The organism is Pseudomonas fluorescens, from assembly GCF_902497895.1.
GTDB classification, from domain to species: Bacteria; Pseudomonadota; Gammaproteobacteria; order Pseudomonadales; family Pseudomonadaceae; genus Aquipseudomonas; species Aquipseudomonas fluorescens_BP.
In genome coordinates, this window is sequence record NZ_CABVHQ010000095.1 from 1 (window position 1) to 17,800 (window position 17,800).

A 17,800-nucleotide genomic window follows, 5' to 3' on the forward strand; every position below is an offset into this window, starting at 1 on the left:
GGACAGCTTGTGGACCCAGTAGGCCGTGGTTGGCGAGTGCGTGTCGATGCGATAAGCCACCACCTCTCCATCGGCCAGGCACTGCACGCTGGATTGATCCAGGCCGTTGGCGGTGCCGCTGTCGAAATGCACGCCGCCGTGCCAGAGGCCATTGATCCCCAGCGGATAATAGCCCGCCGCCGCCTTGGCCAAGTGGGTCAGCTGCAACAGCGGGTTGCGCGAATCCTTGAACGGGTGGCTCCAGTTCTTCAACGGTTGCAGGGCGTCGGTACTGGATTCCGGAGACAACGGGACGGGACGGGTGTCGGGCGTCGGGCGTCGGCAAGATCAGGGCATCGCGCACATCAAACCGCGAGTTCCGGTCACTGTAGCGCCGTCCAAAAAGCCAAGTGGACAAAATGCTCATGCGGTGTTTCGCTCCTTGCAAAGGGGTCAGCCAGAGAAATCCGTAAGCCCCAAGGACTCGGAGAAACCTCGCCAAAACGCTGTCGAAATTGTTCTGGTTAATAGGGATCGGGGTTCTTTCGGAGGACGGCCGCTGCTCTTCGCCATAGCCGAGCCACGACTTAAAAAGCTGCCGGCCACAACACTCAATCCTTTTTAAATACACGGGCAAAGCACCAACCGACAGACACTGATCGCTTCCCTACAAACGACAATGAATCATCTTCAGCGACCACTCCACCCCCTGAAGTATCATCAGGAGCGTTCCTATAACGCTTGTCGAATCACCCTACAATCGGTGGCTAGTTAAATCGGATGCCGCACTATTTTCGAGTGATCGCAGGAAGCCAGCGCACCGGCGAACAAGTCCGAAAACATTAAGTGGCCGTTACCGCAGAAATGGATAGGTACACCGACCAAAAGCCAAGATCGAGAGATCGCAGCCTTCGGCAGCTCCAACAGTGGGATCGTGCCAGGTCGGCTGTAAGGCCGCCTATATCGCGAGCAAGCTTGCTTTTGCGGGTGTGATCTTTTGAGGCCCGATTCGTGACTTGCGGTAAACATTGGTTTGCCATTTCGGCTGTTTTTCTCGAAGACACGGATGGGGATACTCGTGGCCATTCCCACTGCAACCTTTGGAGTCATGCATGTCTATTCCCGCGTTCGGTCTCGGCACTTTTCGTTTGCAGGGTCAGGTGCTCATCGATTCGGTGAGCAACGGCCTTGAGCTGGGCTATCGAGTGATCGACACCGCGCAGATCTACGAGAACGAAACCGAGGTCGGCCAGGCCATCGCCAATAGTGGCATTCCCCGCGACGAGCTGTTTATTACCAGCAAGATCTGGGTCGCCAACTTCGCCAAAGACAAGCTGATCGATAGTCTCAAGGAAAGCCTGCGCAAACTGCAGACCGATTACCTGGACTTGACCCTGATTCATTGGCCATCACCGGAAGACCAGGTACCGGTTGCCGAATTCATGGGCGCGCTGCTCGACGCCCGACAGCAAGGCCTGACCCGCAAGATCGGTATCTCCAACTTTACCGTCGACCTGATGAAGCAAGCCATCGCGGCCGTCGGTGCCGAGAACATCGCCACCCACCAGATTGAACTGCATCCCTACCTGCAGAACCGTACCGTCGTCGAGTTCGCGCAAAGCCAGGGCATCCACATTACTTCGTACATGACCCTGGCCTATGGCGAGGTGTTGAAGGACCCGCTGATCCAGCAGATCGCCGATCGACTTCAGGCCACTGCGGCGCAAGTCACACTGGCCTGGGCCATGCAGTCGGGCTACGCGGTGATCCCCTCCTCCACCCGGCGCGCCAACCTTGCAAGCAACCTCAAGGCCTGCGCCCTGATCTTGAGTCCGGCCGACATGGCGCTGATCGCCACCCTTGAACGGGGCCAGCGTCTGACCAGCCCCAAAGGCATCGCGCCGATCTGGGATTGAGCCACTCACCCGGCGCGATCAGCGCTGTAGCAGGAACCGATCCAGGCGTTCCATAGCCTCTTGCAAGGCCGCGACCGCCTGGGTCAGCGATGCTATGTCGCGCTCGCCAATGGCCGCCTCCAGACCTTCGCAACAGAGGATCAACCGCTGCGCCTTGACGATTCGGGCGCCGCCCTTGATCCGGTGCGCCAGATCCCTGAGGGCTTGGCGGTCGCGGTTGGCGTAAAAATTCTTGAGCTGGATCAGGTCTTCTTTGTTGCTGCAAGCCAGGTCATCCAGCAGATTGTCGATCAGCGTCCGGTCTGCGCCGACCCATTGCTCCAGACCGCTCAAGTCAATTTCAGCGGATGTCTGCGTGCAGCTCTCTTCAAGCGGTATCGAGGTGGTGCCTGGCGCTCTGGAAGCCAATCGGGCGTTCAGGTCCTGCAGGCTGATGGGTTTGAACAGGCAGTCGTCCATCCCCGCTTCCATGCAACGAAGCTTTTCTTCGCGCTGGGCATTCGCGGTAAAACCAAGGATCAGGCAAGCCTCGAGACCCCGGGCCTGTTCTTCATCGCGAATGAGCGCGGCCAGTTCGTAGCCGCTCATGTGCGGCATATTGCAGTCGGTAATGACCACGTCGAACTGATGATTTCGCCAGCATTCAAGTCCCTGGACGCCGTCCTCGGCTTCTACTATGCGATGGCCCAGATAGCTCAGTTGCTGGGTCAATAACAGACGATTGGCCGGGTAATCATCCACTACCAGGATATTCAGCGGTTGAGCGGGCAGCAGCTCATTCATGACCGGTATCGTCGGTTGGGCCAGCGCCTGCAGCGCCGGCACCTGCAGCCTGACCTCGATCTGCGTCCCCTGGCCCGGGACACTGCTCAGTTGCAAGGTGCCGCCCATCATTTCACACAAGGACCGGCTGATGACCAAGCCCAGGCCTGATCCACTACGCCCCGATTGAGCAGGGTTGCCGACTTGAGTGAACGGACTGAACAATCGCTGCTGGTCATGGACGCTGATGCCGATTCCCGTGTCCTCGACCCGCAGACAAATGGCCAGATGCCCCGCCTGAAGGCCCGGCTCGACCTGCACCTTCAGGCGCACTTCACCTGTGTCGGTAAACTTGATGGCATTGCTCAGCACATTGGAAACAATCTGCTTGAAGCGCAGCGGGTCGATCAGCACCTCGCGGTCACTCTTGTGGTCCAGCTCCAGCACCAGGCGCAGGAGCTTGTCCCGAGCCAGGCCTTCGAAGACTCTCACCACAGACTCGACCAGTGTCCGGAAATGGGCCCGCTCCGGGGTCAGGGAAAGGTGCCCCGATTCGATTCGCGCGATGTCCAGAATGTCGCCGATCAAGTCCAGCAAGTCCCGCGCGGCGGCGGAAGCGACCCCTATCGAAAAACGATCCGTGACGCCTTGCGCAGCCCGTTTCATGGCCAGTTCGAGCATGCCTATCAGCGCATTCATCGGGGTCCGGATTTCATGGCTCATCGTTGCCAGGAATCGGGTCTTGGCCCGGTTGGCATCGTCCGCGGCGTCCTTGGCTTCTTGCAGTTGCTGCAACAGCTGCTGACGCGTGCGAATCAGCCGGCGCTGGTAGGCAATCCAGCTCAATGCCAGCAATAGCAATCCCGCAGCCAGGGCAAAACCCCGGACGATGGCCGGACGATTACGCAACCAGTAGCTGTCCGCCACCGCCACCTCATTGCGCCAGCGATTGGCCAACTCATCCATTTCTTCCGGCGGGATGCTTAACAAGGCTTTGTTCAGAATCGAATACAGCTCGAGGGCACCGCGGTTGGTGGCAAAGGAAATACGCGCAGGCTCGGTGCCCACGGTACTGGTGATGCGCAAGCGGTCGCGGTAGCGCCGGGAAATCATGTAACGCGCACTGATCAGCGAATTCAGCGCGGCATCGGCCTCTCCCTTGGCTACCTGTTCCATCGCCTGGGCCTGGCTTTGCACATCAATCAAACGGATGCCTGGAACCGTGGCCAGAATAAACTCACGCAGCCCGTTGCCGCGAACCAGCGCCAGACTCTTGCCAGCCATATCGTCCAGAGTGTCCGGACTCGCGGCGCGAGTGCTGGTGACTAATACAAAGGGGTTGACCAGGTAGGGGCGAGTGAAACGCAACTCGGACTCACGTTCAGAGCTCGGGGTAATAACTGCCAGCAGATCGGCTTCGCCCTCCTGCACTTTTTCGATTTGCTCGTTCAACGAACTGCCCCGCAGCACGTCGAACTTCAACCCGGTGCGCAGGCTGATCCTGGCCAGGACCTGGGCACTGAGCCCAAGCAACTTACCCTTTTCGTCAATAAATGAAAGGGGCACAAAGTCATCGATAATCGCTACTTTAAGCCGCGGATGTTCTTCCAGCCAGCGTTGCTCGCTGACACTGAAATGCAACATCTGCTGGCCGGTGAAGCTGCTGCTGCCGGAGCTCCAGCGGCGCAGGATGGTCATCCGTTCACCGATCGGAATCACCGCCAGCGCTGCGTCGACAATTCGCCGCAGGCGCTGGTTTTCACGATCCATGGCGAAGGCAAAAGGATTCATCTCCAGCCGGGAGAAGTCTGTCAGCTGGACATTGTTCAGGTAGTTATTGTTGATCAGATAATTGGCGCTGATGGAGTCGCCCAGGTAGACATCCGCCTGACCAAAAGCTACCGCGCCGATGGCGCTCAGGGTCGAGGGGTAAAGTTGCAGACTGGCATCGGGGTAGAAGTCGCGCACGGCCTGGGGCGGCAGGTAGTGGTTGAGCATGGCCACGCGTTTGCCTGCCAGGTCGGGTGGCAACTCGCTGCTGTCGCCAATACGAGTGACCAGTGTCGGCAAATCTTCGGCGTACGCCTCAGACATGGCCAACTGCGGATCGGCGGCCTCGAAGCCGTTGGCCGTGCCTAACAGATCCAGCTCCCCGCGCTTCAATGCGCCAATGACCGCCTCACGTGACTCATAGCGCAGCACGTCGATTCTGATGTGCAGCAACTGCGCGAGCAGGTCCGCGTAGTCCGCGGTGATCCCTTCAAAGTCCTGGTTGTTGAGGGTCAGATCGAATGGCGCATAGTCCGGCGCCGAGGCTCCCAACCGTAACTCCCCTTTGCTTCTCAGCCAGCGCCAGTCAGCCTCATCGAGCTCTACCCGGTAATCCTGAACCTTCGAGCGGCCTAGCAGATGCAAGGCTTGCGTCTCGGCACTGGCACTGGACCACAGCAACAGCAGACCGAGCAGTATCCAGGCAGCCAGCCCCTTGCGCAGGATGGTTTTCATTCAGATCAGATGATTACGTATGGCGTAATCGCGCAAGTGGACCAACGAGGTGACCTTGAGCTTTTCGATCAATCGGGTTTTGTAAGTGCTGATGGTCTTGTGGCTCAAGTGCATCGAATCGGCAATGTCCTTATTATTCAAACCTCGCGCCAGGCCCTGAAAAATCGTCAACTCACGATCGGACAATTTCTCGATCAGCTGCATTTCCGTGGAGTGCAGATCCCCCAGATGCACCGAGCTGCAAGACAGTTGAGGAAAGTAGGTATAACCCGACATCACTGCACTGACCGCTTTGCCCAACTCTTCCAGGTCATTGGTTTTGGAAATGTAACCGAAGGCTCCATTACGCATGCAGCGCGGGGCATAGAAAATCGCCTCAAGGGCGGTATACACCAGGATCCGGCCGGACGACTGCAGGTCCTTGAGCCGGCTCAAGACTTCCAACCCGTCCATTCTGGGCATGCTGATATCCAGGACCACAAGGTCGGGCCTGTGTTCCTTGGCCGTTTGCACGGCCTCTACGCCGTTGCAGGCTTCCAGAATCTTCTGGAACCTTTCCTTCTGGAGCACCATTTTGACTGCTGCCCGAATGACTGGATGATCATCCACAACCAGAGCTTTCAGGGTCTTCGAATGTTTATTCATTTGATTTCCTACATAAACGCCGGTCTGTATCGGTGGCGAAAACGTCTTTGCCCCAACAGGCTTCAGCGGCTCAACCGCGGGCGGTTGACAGGCTGGGCGACGCATCAATCCCACGCCGTGCGCGGTTAATTTTCACACGACAAGATTTGCTGCATCTACCTGTCAGAAATGACAGTTCAGACGAACGGCAACCTCAAAACTTGCGTGTTCAGAGCCGAAATGACGAGAGATCAGCTGATCTGCTGCTCGAGATTGCTGGCCTGCGCGATCCCCTCCCGCCGATTCAGATCAAGCGGAAACAGGAACCGAGCCGCACTCAATGGAAGACTTCTCTCTGAGGCCCGATAACGAATCAAGGATTCGATGCTGAAAACGCACCCGGGAATACAACCTGAAGAAAAGAGGGTGAACAGGCCAGCCCGCCCCGTTAGCCCGCAGTGCTCTGGCAGGCATCGCGTAGCCAGGGCACCACGGGTACTTCGGCATATTGAGTGCGCGGATCGATACTTCTCATCAAACGCCTGAGCGACTCGAAGTCCGGCGTGGGTGCCAGGCTTACCTGGATCTTCTGCCGGTGACGGGCCTGGATCGGCGCCCGTTGCGCGTGCTGGCCATCATAAATAAACCCCCGCCGAATCTGCTCGTTGTCGACACAGAACGCCAGCAAGTCGAGATCGAACCCGGCGGTCATTGAAGCACTGATCAGCAGCAGATCGAACGGCTCGCAGCCATACTCGACCAGGGATAAAAGCTCTTCAACGGTACTCACCGGGGCTATCCGGAAATAGCCCAACTGATTCAACAGCCTCTCGACTTTCATTCGATGAAAATGCTGCTCATCGGCAATCAGAATGCGTAATGCTTTATTCAACATATTTGGCGACCAGGGCAATGACGTTCCAGCAGACCCGTGCCTGCCAACTTCCGATAGAAACCTAGGCTATGCGAGACCCAGCGAATTTTATGTAGGACTTTTCTCAAAAACTCAGGGCATTCCCTTATGCGCGTTCATTGACCCGGGACCACTCTCCAGTGGCTGGCGGTGGATGTAGTGTTCATAAGGTGAATCGAAAGATTCTTCAGGAAGGGGTCAGGTAGCAATATCCAGGTCGGCCGCAAAAAGATCGCAGCCTGCGGCAGCTCCTACACCGACCTCGTACAGTCACGAAATGGCAGGTGTACGCAAATCCTGTAGGAGCTGCCGCAGGCTGCGATCTTTTCAAGATCACATCAATCTCAGCTGGCGGTCGCCAACAACAAATCCCGCACCGAACGACTCTGCCCGCGGGCCTTGCCATGCTCATACTGCGACGTGGCAATCTCATCCGCGCGGATCGGCAACACCGAGAGCAAGGTGTCACTTAAACCATGGCTGGCCTGGCAGAAGCCCTGCATGTAGATGCCGGCCTTGCAGCGTGAATCGGTGAGCAGCCGATAGTTGCGGTCCACCTCGAAGTCCCCCAACCAGGCTTCAAGCGGTGCAAGCAGTTTGCGGTGCATCTGCCGCTCATATCCGGTGGCGAGCACCACCGCGTCATAGTGGCGAACATTCAGTTCACCGGTAGCATTGTTGCGCACCGCCAGTTGCACCCCCTGTTCGGTCGCAGTGGCTTTTTCCACGGTGGTCAGGGTACGGAAGGCGTGGCGGGCGATTCCGGAAACTTTCTGCCGGTAAAAGATGCCGTAGATGCGTTCGATCAGGTCGCGAGCCGGCAGCTCGGGCAGTTCCAGAGCATTTTGCGCAAGAACGAAGAAGCCACCGCCAGCAAGAAGCCGATCAGGCCTTCGATTTCCGCGCGGTTGCGGTTGGCGATCGGCACGCCGACCCGGATATCGTTCTGGCCGGTGTAACGGTGCAGCAGCACGTTGAACGCGCCGAGCAATAACATGAACAGGGTGATGTTGTGCTGCTGCGCCGTGGCCCGCAATTGCTCGGCCAGCTCGCCGTCGATCGCGAATTCATAACGAGTGCCGCGATAGCTGGGCATCGCCGGACGCGGGTGATCGGTCGGCAACTCCAGCACCGGATGATCAAAGCCCAGCTTTGCTTGCCAATACGCCAATTGCCGCGCCTGCTCGCCGGCCTCCAGCCAGCGGCGCTGCCAGAGCGCGTAGTCGCGGTACTGGACTGGCAACGGTGCCAGCTGCGGTTGATCGCCGCGATCATGGGCGTCATAGCAGCGGATGAACTCGTCGATCAGCACGTTCATCGACCAGCCATCGGAAACGATATGGTGCAAGGTCAGCAACAAGACGTGCTCTTGCTCGTCGAGCTTGAGCAACTTGACCCGCAGCAGCGGCCCGACTGAAAGATCGAAGGGCAATAGCGACTGCTGCCCGGCTTCGGCCACCACCGCCTGCTCGCGCTCGACACCTGGCAAGGCACTGAAGTCGAGCTGTTCGATAGCCAATGACGCTTGCGCCGGGACCTGTTGCAGGCTGTCGTCGGGCTGACGCTGAAACACCGTGCGCAAGGTTTCATGCCGCGCCACCAGACTGGCGAACGCCTGCTCCATCGCCGGCAGATTCAACTGCCCCTTCAGGCGCACGGCACCTGGCAGGTTGTAGGCGCCGCTCTGCGGATCCAGCTGCCAGAGAAACCACATGCGCTGCTGGGCATAAGACACTGCTTGACGATCCTGAGCCTCGACCCCTGCCGGAATCGGCAACTGAGCGAAATCCACGCCCTCCTTCTGCAAGGCGGCCAGAAAAATCCGGCGCTTTTCCAGGGGCAACCCGATAAACCGGCGAGCGAGTTTCAAGGAGTCATCAGCATTCATTTCTTAGCATCCGGATCAATAGGCAGGAAGCACAAAGGCACGTCGTCCCTATAAAACGAATGCAGCCGGGAAAAATTAGCGAGTGAGAACAAGTATCAGAAGGGAGGGTGCAGAGCGGAAAAAGACCGGCAAAAACCACGCCCACAGGCCTTGTGGGCGGTCATATAAAGCCGGGCTGGAAGCAGATCCAATGTGGGAGCGAGCTTGCTCGCGATGAACGATAACTCGGTGCACCTGAAAGACCGCATCGCCTTCATCGCGAGCAAGCTCGCTCCCACAGGTACAGTGCCGGACACATCAATCAGGCTTGCCGCTCCTCTCTACACAGCCGCCTGGAAATGACGCCGGTGATGAATCTCCAGGTGACTCTTGATCATCCGCAGCACCTTGGCCTCATGCTCATGAATGAAGAAATGCCCACCGGCCAGCATGTCTACCGAAAAGCTGCCCCGGGTTTCCTTGCGCCAGCCAATCAGTTGTTCGGTGCTGGCCCGGTCCGTCGTGCCGCCGAGCACATGCACCGGGCATTTGAGCAGCGGTCGGGGCGCCGGGTTGAAACTGCCGTACAACAGAAAGTCGGCGCGCAGCACGGGTAAGGTCAGGCTCATCAACTCTTCATTGGCCAGCACTTCTTCGCTGGTGCCCTCAAGGGTGCGCAGCTGGTCGATCAACTGCGCATCGGTTTTCGGTACTGACAGCTCTCGATCGTATTCCGCGCGCTGGGTCGGCGCCGCGGTACCCGACGGGAACAACGCCACCGGCTCCGGACACCCCAGCCCACGTAGGGCATGGGCCATCTCGCAGGCCAGCAGGGCACCCAGGCTATGACCGAACAAGGCATACGGCGCCCTCAACGAGGGCATGCATTCTTTGGCCAGTTGCAGCGCCAGGGTACGCATGTCGGTCTGCAAGGGTTCGTCAAAACGTGCGCCGCGTCCCGGCAGCTCCACCGGTTGCAACTGCAGCCACTGCGGCAGCTTGCTCCGCCAGCGGCTGTAGACCATGGCACTGGCCCCGGAATACGGCAGGCACAGCAGTGTCAGCTTGGTCACCGCGGTTACCTCATTAAATTGTCTGTAACAAAGGAACGGATAAAGGGCCGGACGAATTAGTCGCGCAGACATAAATTTCCCGGCAGCGCGCTCGTTCCCTGATCAGACCAAAACCAACAAGAGGCATAGTCGTGGACCTGCAGACCATCCTGTCAAAGCTGTTTGCCAATGCCGGCGCGGTTGGCATCGAAGGCGTCTTTCAGTTCGTGTTCGCGCCGCAGCTGGCGTTCTGGTCCGAGGTCAAGATGCAAAGCCGCACCGAAGCCGGCCGCCACGCCAATCCCGACGTGACCATCGAAGTCACGGAAAAGGACTTCCTGGGGATCATGGGTGGCGCGGCCAAGTTCCAGCAGCGCTAACTGCTCTATGGCATCCCGCTGGTGATCAGCGATGCCCTGCAGGACTGGCCACTGTTCAAACTCAGTCGCGAAGAGTCGCTGGTGCATTTCGCCGAGCTGCAAGGCATCACCCGCCATGGCGACTACGTGAAGAAGACCTTCTCCACCGAACGCGACTTTCGCTCCACCTCCATGGCCGATTTCATCGCCTCGCTGGAGACTCCGGCGGTCAAAGGCGCCAATGGCGAGCCGCCGGCCTATATGGGCAACAACATCCTGCCGGCGCAGTTGATGCAGCAGATCAAATACCCGCCCTACTTCGAGCAGTCGTTGTTCATTGCCCCGCGGATCTGGATCGGCCCCAAAGGCACCCTGACCCCGCTGCACCGCGATGACACCGACAATCTGTTCGCCCAGGTCTGGGGCCAGAAATCCTTCACCCTCGCCGCCCCCCACCATCGCGAAGCTCTGGGTACCTGGTCGACTTCACCCGAGGGCGAATCAACATATGATGCCTGGCAGGGCGTAGGGCGTAGCAGCTGTCGAGTAGAACGAGGCAGCGTCCGGCTGCGAAGCAGCCGTAAAACCCTGCGCCTCAGTGTTGCAGATAAACCGCGAGCACAGCGGTTACGGGAGTTCTCGCCTACAGGGCAAGCCCGCTCCCACAGGTACAAGTGTCGACAATCAACCCAGCCGTCGATAGCTCTGGATCGCCGCGCCCAACACCACGACTCCCGCCGCCAGCGCCACCCAGAAACCGCTGCGGGCGCCGAAGGCATCCACCAGCCAGCCCGCGCTGGCCGCGCCGATCGCCACCCCGATGCTCAGTCCCGTGACCAGCCAGGTAAGGCCTTCGGTGAGCTTGGCCGGCGGTACAAGGTTTTCCACCAGGGCCATGGCGACGATCAAGGTCGGGGCGAAAAACAGCCCGGACACGAACACCGCCATCGACAGGCCGAAGATATCGCTGGCCAACAGCAGCGGCAGCGTGGTCACCGCCGTCGCCACCCCGCCATACAGAAACAGCCGGGGCAACGGGATGTCCAGTTTCAACGCGCCAAAGGCCAGCCCGGCCAGACACGAGCCAATGGCGTACACCGACAGCACGATACTCGCAGCCGCCGGCTGGCCCTGCTGCTGGGCAAAGGCCACGCTGACTACATCAACCACACCGACGATAGTGCCCAGGGCAACCATCAACAGGCACAACAGACGAATCGCTCCCGAACGAATGATCGAGCCCTGGTGATGGGCCTCATGGGGATGCACTGGCGGCTCGGTTCCACGCTGCAAGACAAACGCCGTCACGCCGACCGCCAGCATCAGCAACGCCGCCAGCGGACCGGCCTCGGGAAATACGACTACGCACAACCCCACCGACAACGGCGGGCCAACGATAAAACACACCTCGTCCAGCACCGACTCCAGCGCATAGGCCGTCTGCAACTGCGGCTGACCGCGATACAACTCGGTCCAGCGAGCCCGCACCATCGCCGACATGCTCGGCATGCAGCCAGCCAGCGCGGCAAACACAAACAGCGTCCAGTTCGGCGCCTGCAAGCGGGTGCAGAGCAACACCATCAACAAGGCCCCGCCACCGACCAGCGCCGACACTGGCAAAACCCGCCCCTGCCCGAAACGATCGACCATGCGCGATACCTGCGGTGCGCAAAGTGCCGTGGCCAAGGCAAAGGTGGCCGCCACCGACCCTGCCAGCGCGTAACCGCCCTGCAATTGCGCGAGCATGGTGATCAGCCCGATGCCGGTCATGGAGATCGGCATCCGCGCGATCATCCCCGCCAGCACAAAGGCTCTGGCGCCGGGAGCGTTGAATAACTCGCGATAGGGGTTTGCCATCTGGTTCCAGCCTCATCAGGGGGCCTGCAACTTGCCACAAACTGCAATCGCACTGAAGCAAAGATCAAAAGATCGCAGCCTGCGGCAGCTCCTACGGGGTTTGGGGCAATCTTGAGTTTGCGGGTAGACGCGGTCGGCGTAGGAGCTGCCGCAGGCTGCGATCTTTTCGGCTTCACACGCACCTTCAGGTCCAAATCAACTACCCGATGCTGAACTCTATCCCCACCCACCAGTCAGCTAATTAGGCCCTCTATCCGGAGTTCCATGGCAATGACTGCCCCTCATTCAGAACGACAAAGCACCGAACGACAGAGCCCGATCGACGCCCACGGCATCATCGGCGACATGCGCAGCGCGGCGCTGGTCAATGACAAGGGCAGTGTCGACTTCTTCTGCTGGCCGGAATTCGACAGCCCGTCGATCTTCTGTTCCCTGCTCGACACCCCGGCCGCAGGGATCTTTCAACTGGCGCCGGATCTGCCCGATGGCCGCCGCGAACAAATCTACCTGCCTGACAGCAATGTGCTGCAGACCCGCTGGTTGAGCGACAGTGCCGTGGTGGAAGTTACCGATCTGCTGGCCATCGGCGACACCGAGGATGATTTGCCGCTGTTGATCCGCCGGGTGCGTGTGATCAGCGGCAAAGCCAGCATTCGCATGCATTGCGCGGTACGTCACGATTACGCCCGAGCGCGCACCGAGGCGCGAGCACAAGGTCCGTATGTGTGCTTCGAGGCGCCCGCTCAACCCGGTTTACGCCTGGCTTCAAGCCAGCCGATGCAGCTCGACGAACACGCCGCCAGCGCTGAATTCGTGCTCGAACTGGACCAGTGCGCCGAATTCATTCTCGGCGGGATCGACGACCCGCGGGTGCAACCGGGGTGCAGCGAGCTGTGCCTGATGCGCACTCTGAAGTTTTGGCGCGACTGGATCGGCCACTCCAACTATCGCGGCCGTTGGCGGGAAATGGTCAACCGTTCGGCGCTGGCGCTGAAGCTGCTGACCTCGCGCAAACACGGGGCCATCCTCGCTGCGGCGACCTTCGGCCTGCCGGAAACCCCGGGTGGCGAACGCAACTGGGATTACCGCTACACCTGGATCCGCGACGCCTCGTTCACCGTCTACGCCTTCATGCGCCTGGGCTTCGTCGACGAAGCCAACGCCTATATGCGCTGGCTGCGCGGACGGGTCAGCGATTGCAGCGGCAAATCGATGAAGCTGAACATTCTGTACGCTATCGACGGCCGCCAGGAGTTACCGGAAATCGAGTTGTCGCACCTGTCCGGGCACGGCAATGCGGTGCCGGTGCGGATCGGCAACCAGGCGTACGAGCAGATCCAGCTGGATATTTTCGGCGAGCTGATGGACGCCGTGTACCTGGTCAACAAATACGGTGAAGCCATCTCCCACGAGGGCTGGCGGCACACCATCGAGGTCATCGACCAGGTCTGCGAAAGTTGGCAGCAAAAAGATGTCGGCATCTGGGAAATGCGCGGTGAACAGCATCACTTTCTGCACTCCCGGCTGATGTGTTGGGTTGCCGTCGACCGCGCCATCCGCCTGGCTTCCAAACGCTCTCTGCCCGCGCCGTTCGCCCGCTGGGACCAGACCCGACAAGCGATCTACGAAGACATCTGGAGCAATTTCTGGAACGAGGAACGCCGGCATTTCGTCCAGCACCTCGGCAGTACCAGCCTCGACGGCTCGATGCTGCTGATGCCACTGGTACGTTTCGTCGCCGCTACCGATCCACGCTGGTTATCTACCCTGCAAGCCATCGAGAAAAGCCTGGTGCGCGACGGCATGGTCTATCGCTATCGCAACGACGATAGCCAGATCGATGGCCTGCCCGGCACCGAAGGCGCCTTTGCCGCATGCTCGTTCTGGTACGTCGAATGCCTGGCCCGCGCCGGTCAGGTGGAAAAAGCCCAGCTGGAATTCGAACAACTGCTGCGCTACGCCAACCCGCTCGGGCTGTACGCCGAAGAGTTCGACAGCCATGCCCGGCATCTGGGCAATACTCCGCAAGCACTGACCCACCTGGCACTGATCAGCGCAGCGAGTTTTCTTGATCGCCGGTTGAGTGGCGAGAAAACCCTTTGGCAGCCATAAGGGCCTGAACCAAAAACGAAAAAGCCCGGCACTCGGCCGGGCTTCAATCACATCAACTGATCAAGGACTCAGTCGTGTTTGTGGTGCTTACGCTTGTGGCCGTGCTTGTGCTTGCGGCCGCTGGAATGACTGTCGTTATCATTGGCCAGGTTGCTACCCACTGCACCGCCCGCCGCGCCACCAAGGCCGGCACCGATAGTGGAGCCGGTCGAACCACCGAGCTTGTTACCGATCACCGAACCGCCCGCCGAGCCGATACCACCGCCAATCGCGGCTTCAGTCCGGCTGCCCTTGCGAGCGCCCACGGCACTCCCCGCTGCGCCGCCAACCCCGGCGCCAATCGCTGCACCGGTGCTGCCACCGAGCTGCTGGCCCACCACGTTCCCTAATGCACCACCAAGACCACCGCCAACCGCGGCTGTACCATCGCCTGCCGCCATTGCACCCTGAGCGACCAAAAGCCCAAGAACCATTGTGGGCAATGTTAAACGCATGATGTGAACCTCAAAAAATGCTGAATATTGAAGGGGAAGAATTCTGGATGATAGCAAGTTACGCACCGGAACCTGCTAAATCCCTGCGAGATGCAGGGGATTGGACATTTTTTGCGGGAAGAGTTTTCACCCAGGCAAAAAAAAAGCCCGCTGGGGAACGGGCTTAATGGATTTGCTTTTTAACGGATGATTTGAGCCTACGCAGCCGCTTGTGAATAATTCGTGAAAGGAATGTCGCGCAGATGAGAAAATCCGTAGCCGGCAGAGGGATCCTGACCGCTACAGCGTTCTCTGGCCATTACCTATGCTTCTGGCAATACCTATCGCCAAATCCATGGCGGCCTCCATGTCCAGATTATGCAGTTCCGGGGCGTAGTCCTCGACGATGACCTTTCCGTTCGGCGCATGAACATTCACCAGCAGCAGCAGGGAACCATCCTTCAGGATCTGCGCTTTAACTTCGATCCTGCAGCCATTGGAAAGCGTTTCCCGGTGATCCACATGGCGTTCAGTCATCACCGCAGCCCTCTGAAGTTCAAGTTTCAGTCAGGAACACCCGAGTCCCCTTACTCGGGTGCACGATTGTTAAAAGTCAGGTAAATCCTTGATGGATCTCCCCGAGCCCCCATGCTCTTCAACTTCGACGGTCACGTGGCCATCCGGGAGCGCCTTGAGAACCAGCCGACCGCCATGGACCTGCTGGCCCTCGGCAATAAAGAGCGTATCGATGATGTCGCCGTCATCAATGGAAGCCACCACTACTGAAACTGGCACAACCTCTTCGTTGCCACTCTGGTGAGGTTCATCTCCGCCATAGGGCGCCCACTTGAGGTATTCGACAATCCCGGCCTCATTCCTGCGAACGCCACTCACTACATAAAGAGACATGGGTCCACCTTGAAAGCTTGCGCTTTCATCTACTGATCAATACTCCAACCTACCCCCATTGCACGCCACCATCCATAGCCTGACGACGAATTGCGTCCTGGCATTTCAAGCCTTGCGGGCAAAGTTACTGGCGCCAAACCAGTCGACCACCACCACCGCTTCGTCACCGACCACCCACGCATCGTGGCCGGCCGGCAGTGAAGTAATGTCTCCCGGCCCTGCAATGATCTCAGTGCCGTCATCCATGAGAATCGCCAGTCTGCCAGCGACGTGATACTGAAAGTGGGGCGCCTGACAGGTAGGTGTCCGGGCCAGCGGCTGGATGTCATTAGTCCAGCGCCACCCGGGTTTGAAGGTGAAACGCCCAACCTCTGAATTGCCAATTCTCAGGATTTCAGCTTTGCCGTGAGAAAATTCGCGCGTTTCGTCGGGTTCCGAGAAGGACTTATGCTCAATCTTTTGTTCGTTAATCGACATGACATGCCCTCGAATGAGTGGCTGTAAAGTCTGCAACAACGCAAATGACTCAGGCGCCGACAGACCATCAGCATCGCACTGCATTGATACATCTAATAATTCTAGCCCCTTAATCGAGGTAACCCGAGGATTGGCACCTGATCGCGTAACCAGCACGACCGCGAAAAAAAGCACGGGGGATGGCGTTGCATTTCATCGCCACAAGATTGACGTGCGCAGCCATCAAGCGCGCAATGGTTCTCCACCGATTGCCACCCAGGGAATATCCAAATGGCAAACATCACAGTCTTGGCGGGAGACTTTCTGCAGGGTGATGGGGAATACCAAAACGGCATCTTCACCCTCAGGACCTCTCTCAATCGTTGGCCCGGTATCACCCTCCCCCTCACAGCGTTTAAAACGCTGGAAATCGCCAATGAGGAATCCATAAACAACGTCAAGGACGCCATAGGTTTCGGCATCGCCGGTGCCATGTTGCTCGGCCCCATAGGGGCTATCGCCGGATTCATGCTGGCGGGCAAGGAAACCGAAGTGACTTTTATCGCGACACTCAAGGACGACAGAAAGCTGCTGGCTGCCGTTGACAGCACGACTTATGAAGAGATTTCCCGGCGACTCCATCATTAGCAGGTTCAAGTGCGCCGCATCACCGCGGGTGGTGCGCCGTACATCCCGACTCGATCGCGAGCCTGAGAGTTTTCCACCCTGCCGTGCCCTCATTCCGCTACGCGACGGCTGCGATTTGATGGAGGTAATCGGCCGGTGATTGCAGGCGAAATTTCTGCATGAAGCAATAATGGGCAACCTCTGGTTCGTACAAATGTTTCGATGGTAGAAAGCCATTATTTACAGAGACAGAATAGAGCCTACGATCAAGAGCTCTACACTTCCCGCAGGAAAAACGTCCAAATGGACACGCTCAATAAGGGCGAAATACAAGCAGCCCTGGCGGCACGGCTTCCCAGCTACCTGGTTGAATGCAGCCTTCATCCAGATGGTACTCTTTCAGCGGTTTTGACCGGACCCGACTCGGATCATTTCGCGATCACTGGCATAGTCAGATCGAATTACCCCGGCAACGATTCAATCGCCAGGCTTGCCCGGGAAATTCTGGAAGAGATGGTACTGGCAAGGCAAGGAATGAAAGTTGGTCGTCTGCAATTAATGTCTGACCTTGAGTTTTCTATCTATCGCTGATGAAGAAAGTTGGTGACCACTACACTCCACCTCTTAGCCGTACAGACGCCTCATCGTACTAACCGGGAAATGGTGTTTAGCCATTACGTATGAGAAGCTGTCCGGCTGTAAGCCGCCTACAACCCTCAGGAAGAACAACATGGAAGTATCAAGGACGTCCCTATTAATTCGGCGCGCGGGAGCCTATTTCGTCGACTTCGGAGCAATTATCCTGATTAGCCTATGGCTTGACAGCCAAGAAAATCTTCCCTTTGGAGGGGGCGAGTTAGTTTTCGTGTATCTGTTCCTATACCCGCTTTGCGAGTGGCTGTTCAACGGTAGAACTCCCGGAAAATACGTCTTTGGAATTATCGTTATCAATGGTGCAGGCGACCCTCCAACACTTGTGCAAACGCTGATTCGAGGGATAACCAGAATGATCGAGGCGCCCTTGGGGATAATCACAATCTTCATTTTCGCCCAATCCGAACGCTGCCAACGAGTCGGTGACATGCTGGCTAGAACCTATGTCATCGCGGCAAAAGACCTGGCTCAACTACGCGCGCAAATGTCATTCTCTGCCACGTCCCATAGTTGATCGCTGATAAATCACAAAGCCCAGCACTAGACTGTAATGCTGTTCACTTAAGAAAATGGATGGCGGCCTGAAAGCCGACCGGGTTTTTTCTTTGGTGTACATATCCGTTTCTGCGGTAACGGCCACTTATGGTTCCGCTCTTACAGCGGGTCACTTGGAAAAGCCCCAAGTAACCAAGGGCTTTTGCCCCGCCATTCGGTGCCTCGCCTAGGCTCGGCATG

The 17,800-nt window shown here is 58.3% G+C and carries 14 protein-coding genes and 4 pseudogenes; 6 read left to right on the plus strand and 12 right to left on the minus strand.

The genetic code is table 11. From position 1 onward, the window contains the following. Positions 1 to 288 (minus strand): annotated as a pseudogene (locus F8N21_RS30635) (hypothetical protein); the annotation flags it as partial. An 803-nt stretch (positions 289 to 1,091) separates the two neighbouring features. On the opposite strand from F8N21_RS30635, the gene dkgB reads away from it, so the two are divergent. Then, positions 1,092 to 1,895 carry a 2,5-didehydrogluconate reductase DkgB gene (gene dkgB, locus F8N21_RS28075; protein WP_150645233.1) on the plus strand — a complete coding sequence of 268 codons (804 nt, stop codon included), beginning with the start codon at positions 1,092 to 1,094 and terminating at the stop codon, positions 1,893 to 1,895. 18 nt (positions 1,896 to 1,913) lie between these two features. On the opposite strand, the gene F8N21_RS28080 is transcribed toward dkgB, so the two are convergent. The 6 genes and pseudogenes from F8N21_RS28080 to F8N21_RS28105 all read right to left on the minus strand — a co-directional run bounded on the left by F8N21_RS28080 (position 1,914) and on the right by F8N21_RS28105 (position 9,639). After that, entirely contained in the window at positions 1,914 to 5,162 is a 3,249-nt protein-coding gene (locus tag F8N21_RS28080) for an ATP-binding protein (protein WP_150645234.1), read from the minus strand. After that, positions 5,163 to 5,807, minus strand: coding sequence for a response regulator transcription factor (locus F8N21_RS28085; protein ID WP_150645235.1), 645 nt, complete (start codon positions 5,805 to 5,807; stop codon positions 5,163 to 5,165). A gap of 427 nt (positions 5,808 to 6,234) precedes the next feature. Then, the gene (locus F8N21_RS28090; RefSeq protein WP_150645236.1) at positions 6,235 to 6,681 is read right to left on the minus strand and encodes a response regulator; all 447 of its coding nucleotides are present in this window, start codon (positions 6,679 to 6,681) and stop codon (positions 6,235 to 6,237) included. A gap of 362 nt (positions 6,682 to 7,043) precedes the next feature. Further along, positions 7,044 to 7,511: pseudogene (locus tag F8N21_RS28095) on the minus strand (SidA/IucD/PvdA family monooxygenase); the annotation flags it as partial. Positions 7,512 to 7,570: 59 nt separating this feature from the next. After that, positions 7,571 to 8,587 (minus strand): annotated as a pseudogene (locus tag F8N21_RS28100) (condensation domain-containing protein); the annotation flags it as partial. Between the two features lie 320 nt (positions 8,588 to 8,907). After that, positions 8,908 to 9,639 carry a thioesterase II family protein gene (locus F8N21_RS28105; protein ID WP_224788307.1) on the minus strand — a complete coding sequence of 244 codons (732 nt, stop codon included), beginning with the start codon at positions 9,637 to 9,639 and terminating at the stop codon, positions 8,908 to 8,910. A gap of 359 nt (positions 9,640 to 9,998) precedes the next feature. Here F8N21_RS28105 and F8N21_RS28110 point away from each other — a divergent pair. Then, positions 9,999 to 10,475: pseudogene (locus F8N21_RS28110) on the plus strand (cupin-like domain-containing protein); the annotation flags it as partial. A 186-nt stretch (positions 10,476 to 10,661) separates the two neighbouring features. Here F8N21_RS28110 and F8N21_RS28115 read toward each other — a convergent pair. Beyond that, positions 10,662 to 11,834 carry an MFS transporter gene (locus tag F8N21_RS28115; RefSeq protein WP_150645238.1) on the minus strand — a complete coding sequence of 391 codons (1,173 nt, stop codon included), beginning with the start codon at positions 11,832 to 11,834 and terminating at the stop codon, positions 10,662 to 10,664. Between the two features lie 270 nt (positions 11,835 to 12,104). Here F8N21_RS28115 and F8N21_RS28120 point away from each other — a divergent pair, with 270 nt between their 5' ends. Continuing rightward, positions 12,105 to 13,946 carry a glycoside hydrolase family 15 protein gene (locus tag F8N21_RS28120; RefSeq protein ID WP_150645239.1) on the plus strand — a complete coding sequence of 614 codons (1,842 nt, stop codon included), beginning with the start codon at positions 12,105 to 12,107 and terminating at the stop codon, positions 13,944 to 13,946. A gap of 68 nt (positions 13,947 to 14,014) precedes the next feature. Here the strand turns inward: F8N21_RS28120 and F8N21_RS28125 are convergent, their stop codons facing one another. From F8N21_RS28125 to F8N21_RS28140, 4 genes are all read right to left on the minus strand, one after another. Then, positions 14,015 to 14,440, minus strand: a complete 426-nt coding sequence (locus F8N21_RS28125; RefSeq protein WP_150645240.1) for a hypothetical protein — start codon at positions 14,438 to 14,440, stop codon at positions 14,015 to 14,017. Between the two features lie 279 nt (positions 14,441 to 14,719). Further along, entirely contained in the window at positions 14,720 to 14,956 is a 237-nt protein-coding gene (locus F8N21_RS28130) for a hypothetical protein (RefSeq protein WP_150645241.1), read from the minus strand. A gap of 69 nt (positions 14,957 to 15,025) precedes the next feature. After that, positions 15,026 to 15,328 (minus strand): hypothetical protein, encoded by a 303-nt coding sequence (locus F8N21_RS28135; protein WP_150645242.1) that lies wholly within the window; start codon positions 15,326 to 15,328, stop codon positions 15,026 to 15,028. 105 nt (positions 15,329 to 15,433) lie between these two features. Next, on the minus strand, positions 15,434 to 15,805 hold the full coding sequence (locus F8N21_RS28140) for a cupin domain-containing protein (RefSeq protein ID WP_150645243.1): 372 nt from the start codon (positions 15,803 to 15,805) through the stop codon (positions 15,434 to 15,436). A gap of 270 nt (positions 15,806 to 16,075) precedes the next feature. Here F8N21_RS28140 and F8N21_RS28145 point away from each other — a divergent pair, with 270 nt between their 5' ends. The 3 genes from F8N21_RS28145 to F8N21_RS28155 all read left to right on the plus strand — a co-directional run bounded on the left by F8N21_RS28145 (position 16,076) and on the right by F8N21_RS28155 (position 17,579). Beyond that, positions 16,076 to 16,432, plus strand: coding sequence for a hypothetical protein (locus F8N21_RS28145; RefSeq protein ID WP_150645244.1), 357 nt, complete (start codon positions 16,076 to 16,078; stop codon positions 16,430 to 16,432). Between the two features lie 282 nt (positions 16,433 to 16,714). After that, complete coding sequence (locus F8N21_RS28150) at positions 16,715 to 17,002, plus strand: hypothetical protein (RefSeq protein WP_150645245.1); 288 nt, start codon at positions 16,715 to 16,717, stop codon at positions 17,000 to 17,002. Between the two features lie 139 nt (positions 17,003 to 17,141). Continuing rightward, on the plus strand, positions 17,142 to 17,579 hold the full coding sequence (locus F8N21_RS28155) for an RDD family protein (protein ID WP_150645246.1): 438 nt from the start codon (positions 17,142 to 17,144) through the stop codon (positions 17,577 to 17,579). The last annotated feature ends 221 nt before the right edge of the window (positions 17,580 to 17,800 follow it).